General features: G+C 69.6%; 17 protein-coding genes. 1 reads left to right on the forward strand and 16 read right to left on the reverse strand.

Annotated elements, in window-relative coordinates:
• Positions 1-5: 5 nt before the first annotated feature.
• The 14 genes from CFB39_RS00785 to CFB39_RS00850 form a co-directional block, all read right to left on the reverse strand.
• Positions 6-1,178, reverse strand: a complete 1,173-nt coding sequence (locus tag CFB39_RS00785; RefSeq protein WP_089471917.1) for a phage tail sheath protein — start codon at positions 1,176-1,178, stop codon at positions 6-8.
• A gap of 60 nt (positions 1,179-1,238) precedes the next feature.
• Positions 1,239-1,913 carry a tail fiber assembly protein gene (locus CFB39_RS00790; protein ID WP_089471918.1) on the reverse strand — a complete coding sequence of 225 codons (675 nt, stop codon included), beginning with the start codon at positions 1,911-1,913 and terminating at the stop codon, positions 1,239-1,241.
• A gap of 15 nt (positions 1,914-1,928) precedes the next feature.
• Positions 1,929-4,559 carry a phage tail protein gene (locus CFB39_RS00795; protein WP_089471919.1) on the reverse strand — a complete coding sequence of 877 codons (2,631 nt, stop codon included), beginning with the start codon at positions 4,557-4,559 and terminating at the stop codon, positions 1,929-1,931.
• Between the two features lie 6 nt (positions 4,560-4,565).
• The gene (locus CFB39_RS00800) at positions 4,566-5,108 is read right to left on the reverse strand and encodes a phage tail protein I (RefSeq protein ID WP_089471920.1); all 543 of its coding nucleotides are present in this window, start codon (positions 5,106-5,108) and stop codon (positions 4,566-4,568) included.
• A complete protein-coding gene (locus CFB39_RS00805) occupies positions 5,101-6,015 on the reverse strand; it encodes a baseplate J/gp47 family protein (protein ID WP_089460282.1) in 915 nt (304 codons plus the stop codon). The genes CFB39_RS00800 and CFB39_RS00805 overlap by 8 nt, the downstream gene beginning before the upstream one ends.
• Positions 6,012-6,374, reverse strand: coding sequence for a GPW/gp25 family protein (locus tag CFB39_RS00810; RefSeq protein WP_089471921.1), 363 nt, complete (start codon positions 6,372-6,374; stop codon positions 6,012-6,014). Before CFB39_RS00810 ends, CFB39_RS00805 begins: the two co-directional genes overlap by 4 nt.
• Positions 6,371-7,057: a phage baseplate assembly protein V gene (locus CFB39_RS00815; protein ID WP_089471922.1), complete on the reverse strand. Its 687-nt coding sequence runs from the start codon at positions 7,055-7,057 to the stop codon at positions 6,371-6,373. The genes CFB39_RS00810 and CFB39_RS00815 overlap by 4 nt, the downstream gene beginning before the upstream one ends.
• Before the next feature lie 672 nt (positions 7,058-7,729).
• Positions 7,730-8,179, reverse strand: coding sequence for a phage tail protein (locus CFB39_RS00820; protein ID WP_089471923.1), 450 nt, complete (start codon positions 8,177-8,179; stop codon positions 7,730-7,732).
• The gene (gene lysC / locus CFB39_RS40575; protein WP_226207559.1) at positions 8,172-8,408 is read right to left on the reverse strand and encodes an Rz1-like lysis system protein LysC; all 237 of its coding nucleotides are present in this window, start codon (positions 8,406-8,408) and stop codon (positions 8,172-8,174) included. The genes CFB39_RS00820 and lysC overlap by 8 nt, the downstream gene beginning before the upstream one ends.
• The gene (lysB, locus tag CFB39_RS40675; RefSeq protein WP_089424210.1) at positions 8,296-8,736 is read right to left on the reverse strand and encodes an Rz-like lysis system protein LysB; all 441 of its coding nucleotides are present in this window, start codon (positions 8,734-8,736) and stop codon (positions 8,296-8,298) included. The genes lysC and lysB overlap by 113 nt, the downstream gene beginning before the upstream one ends.
• Positions 8,733-9,578: an N-acetylmuramidase family protein gene (locus CFB39_RS00835; RefSeq protein WP_089471924.1), complete on the reverse strand. Its 846-nt coding sequence runs from the start codon at positions 9,576-9,578 to the stop codon at positions 8,733-8,735. Before CFB39_RS00835 ends, lysB begins: the two co-directional genes overlap by 4 nt.
• A gap of 3 nt (positions 9,579-9,581) precedes the next feature.
• Positions 9,582-9,848 carry a phage holin family protein gene (locus CFB39_RS00840; RefSeq protein WP_089424212.1) on the reverse strand — a complete coding sequence of 89 codons (267 nt, stop codon included), beginning with the start codon at positions 9,846-9,848 and terminating at the stop codon, positions 9,582-9,584.
• 1 nt (position 9,849) lies between these two features.
• Positions 9,850-10,194 (reverse strand): putative holin, encoded by a 345-nt coding sequence (locus CFB39_RS00845; RefSeq protein ID WP_069246837.1) that lies wholly within the window; start codon positions 10,192-10,194, stop codon positions 9,850-9,852.
• Between the two features lie 16 nt (positions 10,195-10,210).
• Positions 10,211-10,417, reverse strand: coding sequence for a tail protein X (locus tag CFB39_RS00850; protein WP_089430443.1), 207 nt, complete (start codon positions 10,415-10,417; stop codon positions 10,211-10,213).
• A 532-nt stretch (positions 10,418-10,949) separates the two neighbouring features.
• Between CFB39_RS00850 and CFB39_RS00855 the strand changes: the two genes are divergently transcribed.
• Positions 10,950-12,497: a TIGR04222 domain-containing membrane protein gene (locus tag CFB39_RS00855; protein WP_089471925.1), complete on the forward strand. Its 1,548-nt coding sequence runs from the start codon at positions 10,950-10,952 to the stop codon at positions 12,495-12,497.
• A gap of 70 nt (positions 12,498-12,567) precedes the next feature.
• Here CFB39_RS00855 and CFB39_RS00860 read toward each other — a convergent pair whose 3' ends face one another.
• The gene (locus CFB39_RS00860; RefSeq protein WP_089471926.1) at positions 12,568-15,936 is read right to left on the reverse strand and encodes a glycosyltransferase; all 3,369 of its coding nucleotides are present in this window, start codon (positions 15,934-15,936) and stop codon (positions 12,568-12,570) included.
• Positions 15,937-15,938: 2 nt separating this feature from the next.
• Positions 15,939-17,096, reverse strand: a complete 1,158-nt coding sequence (rffA, locus tag CFB39_RS00865; protein WP_089460292.1) for a dTDP-4-amino-4,6-dideoxygalactose transaminase — start codon at positions 17,094-17,096, stop codon at positions 15,939-15,941.
• Positions 17,097-17,134 lie beyond the last annotated feature (38 nt).

Genomic DNA, 17,134 nt, shown 5'->3' on the forward strand with positions numbered 1-17,134 from the left:
GGTCGTTACGCGCTGACGCGCGCGGCGAAATCGGCGAGGTAACGGTCGGTGATGCGCTGGCGCAGCATCAGGTTTTCGAGCGGCGGAACCGGCGTGTATTCGTAGTCGAGATACGCCTTGCCGGACTTCAGCACGTCGGTCGTGTTCGGCTCCGGGTCGTACCAGGCCGAGCCGCCGATCAGGTAGCCCTGCGAGATCCATTCGCGGAACTTGGCGTTGATCGTTTCGATGATGTCGCGCGGCAGCGACGGGTTGAGCGGGCCGTCGATGATGGCCATCTGCGCTTCGGCGATCGAATCGGCGATGACCTGCGCGGTGCGCGTGTAGTTCTCGAACGCGAACAGCGGATCGTCCGAGCACGTGCGCGAACCCCAGAAGCGGAAGCCGTTGCGGTTCACGAGCGTCGTCACGTCCTGCTCGTTGAGGAAGCCCGCGTCCGTCGCCGGATCCTGCAGGTCCCACGACACGTCGGCGCTGATGCCGGTGACGCCGTTCACGCCGACGTTCGACAGCGTCTTGTGCCAGCCCGTGTCGTTGTCGATCTTCGCGCGCAGGCCGGCCGCGTACGCGGTGGCCGGCACGACGATCGTCTTGCTGGTCGTGTCGTCCCACGCGAGGAAGTCCGGCCAGACGACCATCAGTTCGCGCTGGCTGAACTGCTTGCGATACGTGACGGCTTCTTCCTTCGTCTTGCAGCCGTTGGCCGACACGTAGGCGAACGCGCGCAGCGACTGCGCGATCGACGCGAGCGCCGCGGCGACGGGTTGCGTGTCGAGGCCCGGCGTCGCGAGGATGCGCGGCTTCACGCCGAAGCGCGCCTGCGCGCCGAGCAGTGCCTTCATGCCGGTGTACTTGCCGTCGGCGGTGACGGTGCCGATCACGTTGGTCGCCGTCTCGGCGGCGTCCTTGCCTTCCGCGACGCGCACGACGATCGTGACGGGCTTGGTCTGTCGGCCGATCGCGTCGAGCGTGCGGCGCAGCGTGCCCTTGGTGCCGGCCTTGCCGAGCGCGGCGACGACGTTGGTCAGCAGGACGGGCGTGTCGAGCGGGAAGGCGGTGGCATCGGCGTCGGACGCGGTGCAGACGATGCCGACGACGGCCGTCGACACGGTGCGGATCGGGCGCGAGCCCTCGTTGATTTCGATGACGCGTACGCCGTGGTGGTAATCCTGCGGCATGGTGTGTGGCTCCTGTGTGTGCAGATCAGATGAAAGAGAACGGGAGAAATCCCGTGCGGATCAGGCCGCGGGGTCCGCGACCGGAGCTGCAGGTGCGCTGGGTTCGTCGGGCTGGGGCTTCGATTCCGGTTCCGGCTGCGGTTCCGGTTGCGAAGGCGGAGGCGGTACGTATGGCGCCGGCGTAGTCGGCCACGTCACCGCATCGGGGAACGTGTCGGCCTGGACGACCGAAACGAGTGCCATCTGGTAGGCCGACCAGGCCTTGAAGTAATAGACGCCTTCGTCGTCGAGCAGGCCCGCGGCGTAGGCATCGGCCTTGCCGGCGTTCGCCTTGCGCGCGGCTTCGAGTCGTCGCTCGAACTCGGCCATCGCGGCGTCGCGTTTCTCGCGCTCGAGCAGCGCAGCCGGAACGGTCCACGCGCCGTTGATCCACGCATGGCGCGGCGACGGTTGCGGTTCGGTCGTGAGGCCGAGTTCGTCAGGCGTCTTGCCGGCAGTCGCGATTTCGACCGGTTCGCCCGTGTCGGTGCGATAGCAGAGGCGGCCGCGGAAGTCCGGCAGCAGCGTCCACGCGTTGTCGCGGTAGAACGGCCAGGTCGTCGGCGTGCGCGCCGGCGGCTCGTCGAACGTCGCCCATGACGGCACGAGCCAGCGTTCGGGGTTGCGCGGATCGGCGTCGGGCTGGCCGCTGCTCAGGTATTCGCCGTTTGATTGGCTGTAGTGATGGATCAGCATGTTTCGTTATCCAGGTTAGTAGGCGCGGATCATGGCGAGTAGCGCGACGTTGCGCGGCCGCGCTTCGTTGCCGCCGTCACCGTTGACGGTGATGGCGTGGCTGTGGCGGCCGGCGCCGCCGATACCGACGTTGTGGCCGTGGTTGCCGTCGCCGTTGATGCCAATTCCGGTTCCGGAGCCGCTCAGCCAAATTCCTGTTCCCGAGCCGTATGTGTTGTAGAAGCCGTCAATACCAAAGGGGCCAACTACTGAGCGTTGATTTCCCCCGCCACCGCCGTGGGGCACGTCCGTACCGTGCGAGTGCCCTGGGTCGTTGACGCCGTGGCTATGCCCGGGATCGTTGACGCCGTGACCGTGCCAGCCCTGCGCGTCGGTCCATGCCGAGTGCACGTGATCCCCGACTTCGCTCGCGCTCGCGCCGTGGCCGTGCAATCGGTTCGTGCTGTCCTGCCAGGAGCCGATCGTGCGATCTTTGTCGATACTGCGGGCGTCGTCCCAGCACCGGATGAACTCGCCGCGCAGCTCCGGGAGGCGGAACGTCGTCGATCCGTCGCCAGTGGAGAAGCAGCCCCAGCGTCCGTTGCGCCATTCGTCGTCCGAGACGAGCGTGCCGCTGGCCTGCGCATAGGTCCAAAGAGCGGGGTAGTCGGCACGATTGACGAGGACGCCGTTCGCTTTCAGGAACCCGGCGCGCGGCAGCGTGCGCGGCTCGAATACGATCTGGCCGACCGTCGCCGTCGAGAGGGCGGCCAGCACCCATTCGGTCGTGGCGAGCGCCTTCGAGCGATCGCCCGTTGCGGGTGTCGGGCCTTGCACGGGGGTCTGGAAGACGGTGCCGCCCGGCGTGAACGAAACCTGCGGGATCGAGTTGCACGTCACGCCGAACGAGCCGTCGTTGATGTGGTATAGGCCCGTGTCCGGCGCGCCGTCGTTGATGAACGTGAGGGACGGTGCTTTCGCGCTGCCTTCCGACAGGAAAATCCGCTTGCCCGGATCGAACCAGAGATCCCCCGACATCGTGCCGCCCTTCATGCGGTCGAGCGGTGTGAGGTTGGCCGAGTGCCACACGGGGTTACCGTCAATGCGGAAAGTGCGATCGGCGATGTAATACTGGAATGCGCCTTTTGTCGGCGTCCACCAGCCATAGCCATCGCTGTTCGAATAGAGGAAGCCGTCGACAGGACCGACACGAATCGAGCCTTGAGCCTGACTGGTACCAACCGAAAGCTCGCCGCGGACGTTTGCATTGCCGCCGATCGTCGTACCGGCGCCCTGGCCGTCGATCGTGACGAGGCCGGTCGCGAGATTCCATGCGAACGGGCGGAAATCGTTCCACTGCCCTTCCGGGGTGCCCTTGTTCGTCGACAGCAGATACATGTTCGTGCCGTCGTTGCGCAGCAAGGCACCGTAGTCGTTGGAGATCGCGCGGAAATGCGCACCGTTGGCGTCCATTTCGCGGGAGGTTAAGCTGCCCTTGAAAGTGGCGTTTCCGCCGACCTGCAGCAAGTGCGTGCCGGCGTCCTTCGGCTGACCGATCAATACGTTGCCGTTCTGGCTGATGGAGGCCTTGGTCTCGCCCAGGACCTGGAAATTGATCCCGACGCTGCCGCCGGTCACACCGGCATTCGACGCATCCGTGGTCGAGTTGAGTACAAGCGGGCTCGCGTTCGCAGGATACGAATACGAGTTCACCGCGTTCAGCACGCCGGCCGATAGCGCCACACGTTGTGCGGATCCGTAGCGCGCCACGGCGAGACCATTGTTGACCTGCAGACTGTTCGTGCCGTCGTCGCTCGTCATCCCGATCAGCACACGGCCACCGTACGCGATGCGCAGGGCGAGCGCCTGATTCGCGTCGTTCTCGTTGTCGTTGACCGCACGGTTGAGCCACAGGTCGACGTATTCGCGCCCCCATGCGCCGTTGTCGAAACCCGAGCGCATCGTCGCGACGAGGCGCGACCCGGTATCGGTACTGGTACCGCTGAACGTGCCATACAGGCGCATGCGGCCTTCACGCCCACTCTTGCCCGATGGGGGGCGAATCGTGACATGCGCCGTGTCGGGACCCGCATCGAATTCAGTCACGACCGGCCCGGTGAACTTCGCCCCGGTCAGCGCCGCATATCTCGACGCCGCGGTTTTCGGCGTCACTGCGCGCGCATCGTCCGCACCCGCGTTCACTTCCGCCTGCGTCGCCAGCTCGACCACGCCTTGCCGCTCGGTAGTCGCCGGCGGATTGAGGAACGACGCGTCGCCGAACACGAGTTTCGTCGCGTCGATCGTCGCGAACTGCAGGTCGGACGACAGCAGCAGCATCGCGGCCGGCGACTTCTCCATGATCGGCGTCGCCTGGCCATAGCTGGCCAGCAGCACGCCGTTCTCGAGATAGAGGCCGAACCCGTACAGCGAGTACTGGTCCGCGGTGTCGTCCTTCAGCGTCGTATGAATCGTGTCCGGCGCGACGTTGGCGCCGCCGAAGGACTTGATCCGCTTCAGCTCGTTCGGCAGCTTCGTGAGCCCCTTGTCGGCGACGAACGGCGCGTTCGCCAGGCCGATTTCCACGACCTGGTGGGCGTTCGTGCCGCCGTTGCCGGCGGCGACGAGCGCGGCACGGCCGGCGTCGGTGATGATGATCTGGGTTGCCATGTGCGATCAGTAGTCGGTGAGGTTCAGGCGGCGATAGGCCGCCACGCGCGCGGCGGCGCCGACCGGTTGTCGGCCCCGCATCTCGAAGCCCTGCGTGAACGTGTAGTGCGCCCGTACCGGCTTGGTCCGGTCGATTTCCGTGAGGATGTCGGCGACGTATTCGGCGGTCGGCGGCTGGCCTTCCTGGCCGCTGACGGTCATCACGAGGTCGAACGTGCCGGGCTGGCCCGGCGGGCGCTGCTCGAACCATTCACGCAGGACGATGTTTCCGCCGAAGGCCGCGACGACTTCGCGCACCGCGGCGGCGGTGCCCTTGCGGCGGGCGATCGGAATCGCCTGGCCGACCCGGGCGCGCTTCACGTACTCGGGCCAGTAGTCCTTCCACGCATCGACGCCGAGGTGCCACGCGAGCCACGGCAGCAGGTCGGACCGGATCGCGTCCGGATTCATCAGCGTCGCGAGCGGCGTCGGCACGTCGTCGATGCGCGCGTTCGTCGCGGCGAGCCGGCGCTCGAGCCGCGTCGCGTTCGGCGGGAGGACGTCATTCATTGCTGTACACCCCGCCGTCGATCAGCTCGATTCCGGTGCAATACGGCGCCTGCTGCTTCGTCGCCGGCAGGCCGGCGAGCGGGCTTTCGAGGATCACCTTCTGCACGCCGGCCGCACGGGCGGCCGCATAGATCCCGTCGAGCGTGACCTCCATTCCCAGGCGATGCATGGATTCGGTGTACTTCTTCATCGCGCGGTTGGCTTCCGCGAGCGCCACCGCGCGATCCGGGCCCGCAAAGAACACGAGCCGCGCGCGCACCTGGTAGCGCAGGATTTCCGCGCCGCGCACCGTGACCTTGTCGGTGAGCGGCCGCACGTCATCGGCCTGCAGCGCGGCTGCCACCGCGGCGATCAGCGCCGGGTCCGCCGTGCCGTCGCCATCGCGCGCCAGCACCGAGACGAGCACTTCGCACGGCGCCGGGCTGACCGCCGACGCGTCGAGCACGCGTCCGTCCGCGTTGCGTGCGTGCGAAACGTACGCGCCTTCGGGGCCGGCGACGGACAGGCTCTGCGGCGCGAGCTGCGTGCGGGCGCGCAGGTCGGTATCGCTTTCCATGACCGCCGCGACGTCGTGTTCCGGATCGGCGGGCGTGATCGTCAGGCGCCGGATGCCGAACAGCGCGGCGAGATGATCGAGGTCCGTGCCGACCGCATAGGCCAGCATCACGGCGCGCGCGGCGTCGTTTACGCGCTGCCGCAGCACGATCTCGCGGTACGCGTTCTCCTGGAGCAGCTTCACGACCGGCTCCGATTCGAGCGCGAGCGTCGCGGCGATCTCGGCCTGCTCGTCGGCCGGGTAGAGCGACACGAAGCGGGCCTTGCGCGCGGCAAGCAGGGTTTCGTAGTCGATCGTTTCGACGACGTCGGGTGACGGCAGCTGCGAGAGGTCGATCGGCGTCACGCTCATGCGGGGCTCCCGTTCGTCATCGGCACGCGGGTCGACACGGCCGTGCCGTTCTCGCCGGTCCAGCCTTCGATGTCGAGATAGACCGACCCGGCGGCCGCATTCGCGTCGTCGGCGGCGAGCACGACGCGGGTGAGCGTCAGGCGCGGCTCCCAGCGCATGAGCGCCGTCGCGACGGCCGCGTACAGCCGGGTGCGCACGGTGCCGTTGCCGGGTGCGTCGATCAGGTCGGGCAGCTCGGAGCCGAACGTGCGGCGTTTCACGCACGACGCGAGCGGCGTCGTCACGATCCTGCCGATCGACTGGTAGAAGTGGTCCAGGCCCGAGATCGAGCGGCCGGTGTTCGCGTTCATGCCTTTCATTGCGGTGCGCTCACGAGTTGTCCATCGCCTTGTTCGCGATGCGTGTGATGCGGGAGGCTGATGCCCTGGGATGTCACTTCGCGGGTGAAGGTGGCCGCGCCGTCGATCTGCATCGTGGCGCCGCCGCCGGCGCCGCCGGTGCCGGTCATGCCCGATTCGAACGCGAACGGGCCCTTGACCGTCATCGCGCCGGTGCAGGTCGTCTGCGGCGCGTCGAACGTGATGCGCTCGGCCTTCACCGTGGCGTCGCGGGTCTGCACGACGACCGAGCCCGGCGCGATGATGCGCACGGTCGCGCCGGCGGGCAGCTCCGCCGTGAGCGCATGGGCGGCGTGGTCGTACGTGATGCTCGCGCCGTCGGGGTAGACGCGTGCGTGGGTGTCCGGGCTCGAGGCAGGGGCCGGCGCGGCATTCGAATACACGCCGCGCAGCGCGACGCCCTGCGCCGGATCGCCCATCGGGCAGAGCAGCACGACCTGTTCGCCCGGCGTCGGCGGCAGCCACTCGCGCGTGCCGCCGGCGGTACCGGCGACCCACGGAATCCAGTTGGTCTGCAGGCCGCTGCCGTCGGAGTCGGCGTCGCCGACCGAGACGCGGCACAACGCGGCCGCATGGTCGACCGCGAGGATCGTTCCCTTGCGCACCGCGTTGCGTGCCTGCCGTTGAATTTCATTTGCGTCCATGCAGCCATGGTGACGGTCGGGCAGCCGGGGCGCGAGCGATGGCCTGTGTCGTCGCGACGAGGACAGCGCGCACCGGATGCCGGCACGAACGCGCGCGTCGAAAATCGCATCACCGGTTGGCGTGAGGATGGCGTCGTGCGCCCTGGCGATGGGGTGGCGAGGCTGGAATGCGTGAGCGGAGCGACGTCGCCGCGGCGGCTGGGCGGAGGTGCGACGGGTTGCGTGGCGACGAGATGCAGAGGGGTGTTGTGCGGCGGGACACGAGGATGGGGCGCGCATGGAGGTGTTGCCACGGGCGACGACGTCGACGCGGCGCGCGTCGCCGATGCCGGTCGATTCGAGGGCGATGCACGAGCAGGCGATCGGCGTTGCGATCGCGACATGCAAGTTCGCCACGGCGCGCGAAACGAAGAGGGCGAGACGAGATGTCCGGTAGCGACGCGCAGCCGTTGCGGCAGTGAACGCAGCGGAACACTGTGCACGCACGGTGCACGGTGTTCGTTCGATAGCGCGCGGCGTCGATGCCGCATGCAGGAAGACGGGCGGCCGCCCGCCGGGCTTACCTGGTGAATGAACGCTGCAGAACACTGTGCACGCACGGTGCACGGCGGTCGTTCGATAGCACGCGGCATCGATGCCGCGTGCAGGAAGACGAGCTGCCGCCCGCCGGGCTTACCTGATCTGCGGCAGCGCGACCCAGGTGAGCGTATTGGCCGGATCGACCAGCGTGTCGTCGACGTGGGTGATCACGTGCCGGCCGTCCGGCCCGGTTGCGACGTTGACGCTTTCCGTCAGCGCCAGCCGGATCGACAGGTCGACTGCCGCCGGGTCGCGAACGCCGACCTCGAAGGTGATGCCGCTCGTGCGCGCGGCGGGATTCGTCACGAGATCCGGCTGGTTCTTGCGGACCCATTCGACGACCGCGACGAACACCGGATCGGTGTCGCCGGAGAAATTCGTCGCGAGCACGTGGGCCGTGTACCGGTATTCGAACGACGGCGTCAGCGTGCCGGTGGTCGCAATCGATCCTTGCTCGACGAGCACGGTCAGCGCACGCGGTTCGGTCCCGAGTGACGGGATGGCGGCGACGAGCGCCTGCCGCAGGCTGTCTGGCTTAATCATGCGGATGCGCTCCGTGGCGGGTTGCGGGCGTGCCGGCCTGGCATGCCGCGATCATGTCGACTTGCGCCGCGCAGGTCGCCCAGGCCGCCTTCGCGAGCGTGAGCGCGGCATCGAGCTCACCGTTGGTGCGGGGCGCGAGCATCGGCAGCGTGCAGGGGCTCACCGCCTGGCACGTATTCGACGTAAGCGTCGGCGCCGGTGAGAGCGGGATTGGCTTGCAGGCGGACAACGTCGTCAGGCAGACGAGTGCCAGCCCAGGCGCGAAGCGCGGCGTTTTCATCGGTCAATCTCCGGTTTTCAAGTCGGGTGGCGTCGAGCTTCGACGCGATCGCGGCCTGCGAGCGGTCGAGCCGGGCCTGCTGTCGGGCGCGCTCGGCGGTGTCCTGCCGCATGCGCGCGATGACGTCGTCGCGCCCGGCGAGCGCCTGTCGTGCCTCGACGAGTTGCTGCCGCGTGGCGCCCAGGTCGGCGCGCAGCGCATGCACGACCAGCGCCGCGACGGCGCACGCGGCAAGCGCGGCGACGCAGGCGGCGAATTTCGCGGCGAGCCCGTTCATGCGGCGGACGGGGCGCCGGTCGATGCGGATCCGCCCGGCGTCGACGCGGCCGGTTGCGACGCATAGCGGTCATAGGCGCGCGCGAGCTTCACGTCGTAGAGGTTCGCCGCGTAGTCGGGGCCGTTGTATGCGCGTGCGAATGCGGCCCACTGGCGGTCGCGGAGTGCGCGGCGCAGCGCGTCGTCGGCCGCGATGTAACGGACGAAGGCGTCGAGATGCCGGGCTTCGCCGCTTTCCATGCACGCGACGAATTCGTCGATGCCGGCATAGCCGAGGCGCGCCCAGTGATAGCCCATCACCTGGAACGCGCCCCAGCTCGCGGATTCCCACGCGGCGCCGGCATCGATCGACTCGGCCGTCGCGAGGCGCGTGTATTCCGCGGCGCCGCCGCGATAGCCGCCGCGCGTGCGCGACACGATGTCCGGCTGGCGCGCCGCGAACGGTGCGAGATCGATGCCGCGTGCCTGCAGCCGCTTCCAGAACACATGGCGTTCGAACAGGATCACGGGCCGGCCGTCGGGCAGGAACCCGGCGCCGCGCGACTCGACTTCGTTGACCGCGCGAATGCACGCGAGCGGCACGTCGAGCGTGCGTGCGGCGCGTTCGAGATCGGCGAGCGCGAGGTGGGTCGGATCGCGCCGGCCGGTGGCCAGCGCGGCGCAGGTCTTCGGGCCGGCGATGCCGTCGTCGACGAGGCCGGTGTTCCGTTGCAGCGCGATCACGGCGGCTTCGGTCGCCGCGTCGTAGAGATGCGTGACCTGCACCGGATAGCCGGCGCGGATCAGCCGGCGTTGCAGCAGGCCGACGTCGTCGCCGTGGTCGCCGAGGCGGCGGGTCTTCATGATTCATTCACTCCTGAGCAGGCGGGCGACGTTGCCGCGCGTGCCGCAGACGGACATCGCCAGCAGGACGGCGGTAGCCGCTTCGAAGAAGCCGACGGAGCCGGCATGCAGCAGCAATTCGATCGATGCGCCGCCGGCGACCGCCACGACGATCCACGCGAACCAGGACGCGCGATGCCGGTGCCGCGCGCCGTTGCGCCGGTAGGTGAGCACGCGCACGAGCACGGCGACGTGGGCGCAGAGCGCGATCAGCACGAGCGGGAGCGGCATGTCATCCCCCCTTGCGGAACAGCGCGAGCAGGTCCAGCGTCTTGACCCGTTCGATGAGTTGCAGCGTGACGGCGATGACGAGCGCGGCCGCGAAGAACGCGGCGACGCCCGTCGAATGGATCGGCGTGGCGCCGACGATTTCCGGCGCGGCGAGATAGCCCATCACGAGCGAGATCAGCAGGTACGCGGCGCGCCGTGCGACGCCGATTTCCTTCGACGTGACGACCACGAGCGCGGCGCCCGTGAACGCGCCGATCAGCGCGTTGCCGTCGATGCCGGGTGCGAGCCCGGCGACGCCGATCGCGGCGGACAGCATCGCGGCGGTGGTGAGGTTCGGTTCGGCCATGCAGGCGATTCCAGGGTCAGTCAAACAGTTGCAGCAACGGCCGGGCGCGCGTGGCGGTGTCGAGCGGCGGCAGATGGACGGGCGTGCCGGCCGGCAGCACGACGCCGAGGCCGGCGAGCCCGGTGTTGGCTTCGAGCACGGTTTCGACGGTGCCGTCCGTGCGGCCGTAATGGCGCCAGCACAGCGCGTCGACGGTGTCGCCCTGCAGGGTGCGCACGATCATGGCCGGCGCTCCTGATGCGGGAACGCGACGCAGTCGCCGGCCGGCGCGTGGTGGAGGCTTGTCGATGTCGTGCTGCTTGCCATGGCGAGGTCCCGGGCGGTGAGGCAGTGGAGAGGGTTCCCATGGTCGAGCTTCGCCGGGCGGCGTTCAACGACACGCATGCGTGGCCTGTGCGGAGACGCAGCGCGGCGCGTGTCGCGACGGGCATCGGGCCTTACGCTTTCCGTGCGGGTGTTCGATCGGCGCTTGATGGGCGCGTCGCGGGCGGGTGCGGCGTGCGCCGTGCAGCCGGAATGCAGCTGGCGTGAGCCGGGGCGGCCTTGATTGACCTTGTGCAGCCTTGGTTTTGCGCCGTGCGACGCGTGTCGAGCCCTTGCCGGGCAAGGGCGGGGGGCGCGTAGGTAAAACTCCGAAGGCAGGGGTTGCCGATGCACGGCGTGCGCCTGCCGCCGCACCGTCATGCGAGAATCCCCTGCAACGACCACTCCAAGCGACGATCGCGGCGGCCGTCCGCGCATCGCGCCGACTTCCGATGGCTGACATCCTGTCTACCCCGACCGCAGTCGATGCCCGCGCGCTGACCGATGCGCAGCAGGCATTGCTCGCGCGTCTGCACGCCTATTCCCCCGACGATCCGACCGCGCCGCTGCCGTACAGCCGGCGCCTTGCCGAAGCCGAAGGCTGGTCGCATGCGCATGCGCTGGCCGTGATCGACGAATACAAGCGCTTCGCGTTCCTCGCGCAGGCGGCCGGCCATCCGGTCACGCCGTCGGTCGCGGTCGATGCCGCGTGGCATTTCCACCTGCAGTACACGCTCGAATACTGGGACGTCTTCTGCGCCGGCGTGCTGCGCGCGCGGCTGCATCACATGCCCGGCACGGGCGCGCCGGACGAAGCCGCCGTATACGCGCAGCGCTATCGCGACACGCTCGACAGCTATCGCCGGCTGTTCGGCTGCGAGCCGCCCGAAGCGATCTGGCCGCGCCCCGTCGCCGAGCCGGCCGTGCCCGCCGACGCCCCGGTGCAGCGCGCAGCACTGCGCGACGGCCCGTCGAGCGCGCCCGCCGCGCGCCCGCGACGTTGGCGGCGCTTCGCGAAGTTCGCGTGGCCGACGGCGGCGATCAGCGTCGCGGCGACCTGCGCGAGCGCGAGCGATCTCAATGTGCTGGACTTCTCGGGGCCGGACTTTCTCGGGTTGTTCTACGTGCCGCTCTGCACCGCCGCGCTGCTGCTGATCGCCGGCCTGCAGTGGATCGAATACCGCCACCGGGTGTGGGGAACGCGCGCCCCCGAATCGTCGCCCGACCTGAGCGCGGAGGAAGCGGCGTATCTCGCGGGCGGCGGTGCGCGGATGGCGCAGGTCGTGATGCTGTCGCTTGCGCATGCCGGTGCGATCGAGCTGCGGATGAGCAAGGGCCACGACGCGCGGGTGCGGATCGACGATCCGCGACACGCAGGCGTGTATGGCGCCGACTGGGAATGGCTGAGGCGGCAACCCGGCGGCGAGACGAGCTGCCACGCGTTTCGTCAGCGTCTCGCGTGGCGCGAAGCCGACTGCGCCGCGGCGTTGCAGCGCAAAGGCTGGCTCTGGGCGCCGGGCGAGATGCGGGCGACGCGGATGGCCGCGCGCGCGATCCTGCTGCTCGTGTTCGGCGCGGGCGCGGCGAAGCTCGCGGTCGGCCTGAGCCGCGGCCGGCCCGTGCTGTTGCTGATGATTGTCATGGCGGCGTTCATGGTCGCGTACCACTTCATGGTCGAACGCCTGCCCGGCTTCGGGTGCGGCGGCATGACGCGCGGCGGCGAGGCGGCGCTCGACGCGCACCGCGAGCAACGCCGGGGCGACCGCGCGACGCCGGACGGGCTCTTGTGGACGGCCGCGCTATTCGGCGCCGGCGCGCTCGCCGGCACCGTGTGGGCCGCGCATTCGAACGTGCTGATGGCGCCGCCGCCCGTTGCCGTGCAAACCGGCGGGTCGAGCGGTTCGTTCGACTCGGGCGCCGGAGACAGCAGCAGTTCCAGCTCGTGCAGTTCGTCGAGCTCATGCAGCTCGAGCAGTTGCGGCGGCTGTTCGAGCACCTGAGCACAGCGCGCGCTGCAGGGATCGCGCGCCTGGCCGCCAGCGTCAGGCAGGCGGCACGGCGCGCACAGACTTACGCGATCATGGCATCGGCGGGCGTGCGTGCCTGCGCGGCACGCCCGTCGCCTGCCTCGACGATCAGCGTCCAGTCGAACGCCGGCAGTGCGCAGAGCTGCTCGACGGTGGCCGTGTACTCGTGCGCGGGCGCGTGCAGGTAGCGCACCTTGTCGGTCCATTCGGGCAGCGGCGCCTGCGACGTGGTCACCACGACCGCCAGCAGATCCTGTTCCGGCCGCCGTGCGATGTCCTGCAGGCTCAGCCGGACCTGGTCGAGGTCGCCCTCGGCGTCCAGGATCAGCGCGCCGGGGATCGGCGCATCGGGGCGGGCGGGCAGGTTGCCGATCGCGCCTTTGTCGATGCATTGCTGATACACATGGCGATAGCGCGGCAGCGCCTGCTGCAGCGCGTGATGCTTGCGGACCTTCGCCTGCGCCGTGCGCGCGAGCCCGCGGCGCAGCGCCGGGTGCGCGATCAGCCGCTCGAGCGCGTCGACCCAGGCCTGCGGCGCATCCGGGACCAGCAGGCCGTCGCAGCCGTCGTGCAGCGCGAAGCGATAGGCGGGCCGGTTGCTGACGATCGACGCGATGCCGGCCGCCGCGTATTCCTGCCACTGGATCGTGCTCGTGCCGGCGTTGTAGTCGTGGTCGGCGAGCGGCAGCAGCGCGATGTCCCAGCGCCGTTCCGGCAGGCGTTGCGCGTGCGCGTCGTAGTCGTGAAGCTCGGGCTCGCACCCGGCGGCCGGGTGGCCGGCCCAGCCCGGCGGGACGTCCGCGCCGACGAAACTCACCCGGACCTTGCCGGGATGGCGCGCGCAGATCGCGTGTAGCGCCGCGTCGACGAGCGCGAAGTTGTCGGCGCGCAGCGACGCGCCGGCGATGCCGATCGTCACGCAGTCGTCGCCGCGCGCCGTCACGGGGCGGTAGAACCGGTCGAAGTCCACGCTGTCGGGCAGCACGTGAACGCGCGGGTGCGACAGCCGGTAGCGGCTGGCGATGAACGGCGTGGATACGATCACGGCGTCCGCGTTGCGCAGCACGAGCTCGATCCCCGCGCGGGCCATCCCGCCTTGCGCGGCGAGCGGATGCGCGGCCGGCAGGTCGGTCAGCAGGTCGTCGGTCTCGTAGATCACCGGCTTTTCATGCTTGAAGATCGTATACAGGTCGTTGCCCGTCAGCATGCCGGGCGCCAGCCGGTGCAGCAGGATGGCGTCGGCCGTGGCCAGCACGCTGCTGTCGAGCTGGCCGTCCCGGAAGCCCGGGACGAGTTCCCATTCATCGCTCAGCAGACCGAACGGCAGCGTGAGGCGAATGCGCGACGACGCGCATGCGTCCGGATCGATCGAATACACGACCATGCGCTTGCCGCGCGGTGCGGCGTCCGCAGTTGCGGCGACGGGCGCGAGCGTCCGGTTCTCCGCCAGCAGCCGCGCGTACAGCGCACCGTGGCGGGCGGCGTTGCGGCCGATGTCGTGCTGCGCGCGGATCGCATCCTGCGCGGCCGCGGCGAGTTGCGCGCGGGTGTGCGGATGCTCGATCAGGTGCGCGATCGCGTCGACCCACGCGTCGGCGGTGTCGGCGACGAGCCAGGCCGTGCTGCCGTGGACAACCGGGCCGCCTTGCGCCGGCGTGGCGACGAGCACCGTGGCCGCGCCGGCCGCCGAGCATTCGAGCCATGCGCGCGGCGGCGCATCGTCGCGCAACGTGACCGGCGCCGCGACCAGCGCGATGTCGAGGTCCGCGCGCTTCAGCGCGTCGGCGTAGCGGTCGTAAGGGGCAGGCTCCGCGATCAGCGTGACGTCCGGTTCGCGGTCCCAGCCGGCCGGCAGCGCCGCGCCGACGAACGACACCCGGAGCTTCCCCGGAAACCGCCGGCGGAGCTCGGCCAGCGCGTGGCGGACCTGCTCGAGACGCGTGCCGTCGAGCCCGGTGCCGGAAACCGCGAGATTCACGTGGTCGCGCACGCCGGGCGCCGCGCGGTGCAGACGCTCGAGATCGACGCCGGTCGGCAGCGCGTGCACCGAGGCATTGACATGACGGTACTCCCGCACCAGCGCTTCCGACGGCACGACGATCGCATGCGCATGCTGCACGGCGCTGCGGATGCCCGCCTTGCGGCGCGCGTTGTCGGCCGCGCCGGGGAGGTCGGCGAGCAGCGTGTCGAGCGGCACGTCGATGTCGAGGACGACCGGCTTGCCGAGCGAGAACAGGTGTTCCAGCGTGGCGGCGGACAGCAGGCCCGGCGTGTCGCCCTGCAGCACGATCAGGTTCGCGCGCTGCAGCGCGTCGGGATCGATGCCGGCTGGCGTGACCGGGAACGTCAGCGCCCATTCGCGGTCCAGCCGCGCGAACGGCTGCGCGAAGCGCAGGCTGGTGCGCGCATGGTCGGCCGGTTCGGCGGTGACGACCGCGATGCACGAGCGCGGCGCGGCCGCGGGCTGTCCCTGGGCGGCGGCGCCCGTCGCGACGGCCTGCGCATCCAGCGTGTCCGCGTGCGCCTGGGTCCGCTCGACGAAGTGCTGCAACTGCTGCCAGAACGTCTCCTCTTCCTTCAGGTAGACGCTGCGCGCTTCGTGAACGGTGGCCTTCGCGTGGGCGATCTCGTGTTCGTCGAGCCCCCACGCGATGCCCTTGCCGTCCATCACCCACCGGGTCGGCTCCGACAGCGACGCGTCATTCATGATGCACACGACCGGGCAGCCACACAGCAGCGCTTCGAACACGGCGGTGGACCATTCGTACGTGTACACGCACTCGACCTGTCGGAACAGCGCCGCGAGTTCGTGCGCCGAACGTTCCGGCACGCGGGTCGAGATTTCGATCGACTCGGCGGTGACCGGATGCAGCGTGCCGCCGCGCCGCAGGTGGCGATTGATGAAGACGGCCGTGCCGTTGCGGCGGGCGTCGTCGACACCGTCGCTGTTGAAGATGCGCGTGTCGACCAGCGGTATGCGCAGCAGGTCCGCCTGCCATTCCTCGGGCACCAGCGACGGCCCGAACGTGAAGATGAGGTCGTCCGGCTGCAGGCTGATCGGTTCGCCGTTGATGCGGCCGGGCTCGGCCAGCAGGTAGCGCACGACGCAGCGCGCGTTGAGCGGGTTGCCGGTGACGACGTCCGGGTAGACGACGATCGGGCTGCGGTTCGCGCGGGCATGCATCTGTGCGATGTCGTTGGTCAGCGGCGGTGTGCGCAGCTCGGGATGCACGACCGCCGTGCAGACGTACGCTTCGTGGCCGAGTTGGTTCAGCACGTGGCACAGGTAGTGCATCGCGCGGATCCCGCCGGAGGTTTGCCGGAAATTCGGCGCGAGGATGTAGTACGGGTGGTCGAGTCGCGTAAAGATGCGCGAACCGCCGTGCGCCACGCCAGGTGTGGGAGTCGTCATCGTTATCGGGTGCGGTAGAAATCGAAGACCACGTCGAGGATGCGATCCTGTTCGGCTTCGGTCATGTCGTGGTACAGCGGTAGCCGGACGAGCCGGTCGGCGACGAGGTCCGTCACCGCCATGCCGGATCCGCAGCGCCCGTAGCGCTGGCCGGCCGGCGAACTGTGCAGCGGCACGTAGTGGAACACCGCGTTCACGCCCACCGCGCGGATCTGCTGCAGCAGCGCGGTGCGTTCGGCGAGGTCGCGTGCGAGGAAATAGAACATGTGGCCGTTGCCGCGCTCGGCGAGCGAAATCGCGGGCAGCTCGATCAGCCCGTCCGCGTGCAGCGGCTGCAGCGCGTCCTGGTAGCGCTGCACGGTCGCGCGCCGCTGCGCGGTGATCACGTCCGCGTGCTCGAACTGCGCGTACAGGAACGCCGCGATCAGCTCGCCCGGCAGGAACGACGAGCCGACGTCGACCCAGGTGTACTTGTCCACCTGCCCGCGGAAGAACTGGCTGCGGTTGGTGCCCTTCTCGCGGATGATCTCCGCGCGCTCGACGAGGCGCGGGTCGTTGACCAGCAGCGCGCCGCCTTCGCCCGAGATCACGTTCTTGGTCTCGTGGAAGCTGAGGCACGCGAGGTGGCCGAGGCTGCCGAGCGGCTTGCCGTTCCACGTCGACTGCAGCGCCTGGGCGGCGTCCTCGATCACCCACAGGTCGTGGTCCGCCGCGAGCTGCCCGATCACGTCCATGTCGCAGGCGACGCCCGCGTAGTGCACCGGCACGATCGCGCGCGTGCGCCGGGTGATCGCGGCGGCGATCTGCGTCTCGTCAAGGTTCAGCGTGTCGCGGCGGATGTCGACGAACACCGGCGTCGCGCCGCGCAGCACGAACGCGTTGGCGGTCGACACGAACGTGTAGGACGGCATGATCACTTCGTCGCCGGGCTGCACGTCGGCGAGGATCGCGGCCATCTCGAGCGCGGCCGTGCACGAGTGCGTGAGCAGCGCGCGCTGGCAGCCGATGCGCGCTTCCAGCCAGCGGTGGCAGAGCTTCGTGAACGCCTGGTCGCCGGCGAGGCCGCCCTGCTCGACCGCTTTCGCGATGTAGTAGAGCTCCTTGCCGACCACGAACGGGCGGCCGAACGGAATGCAGTCGAGGTTGGGTGGGCCGAACATGGTCAGGCTCCGCGTCAAGGGGTGGGACGTCCGGCCGC

Origin of the sequence: Burkholderia sp. AU6039 (assembly GCF_002223365.1) — a bacterium.
In the GTDB taxonomy this organism is placed as follows: domain Bacteria; phylum Pseudomonadota; class Gammaproteobacteria; order Burkholderiales; family Burkholderiaceae; genus Burkholderia.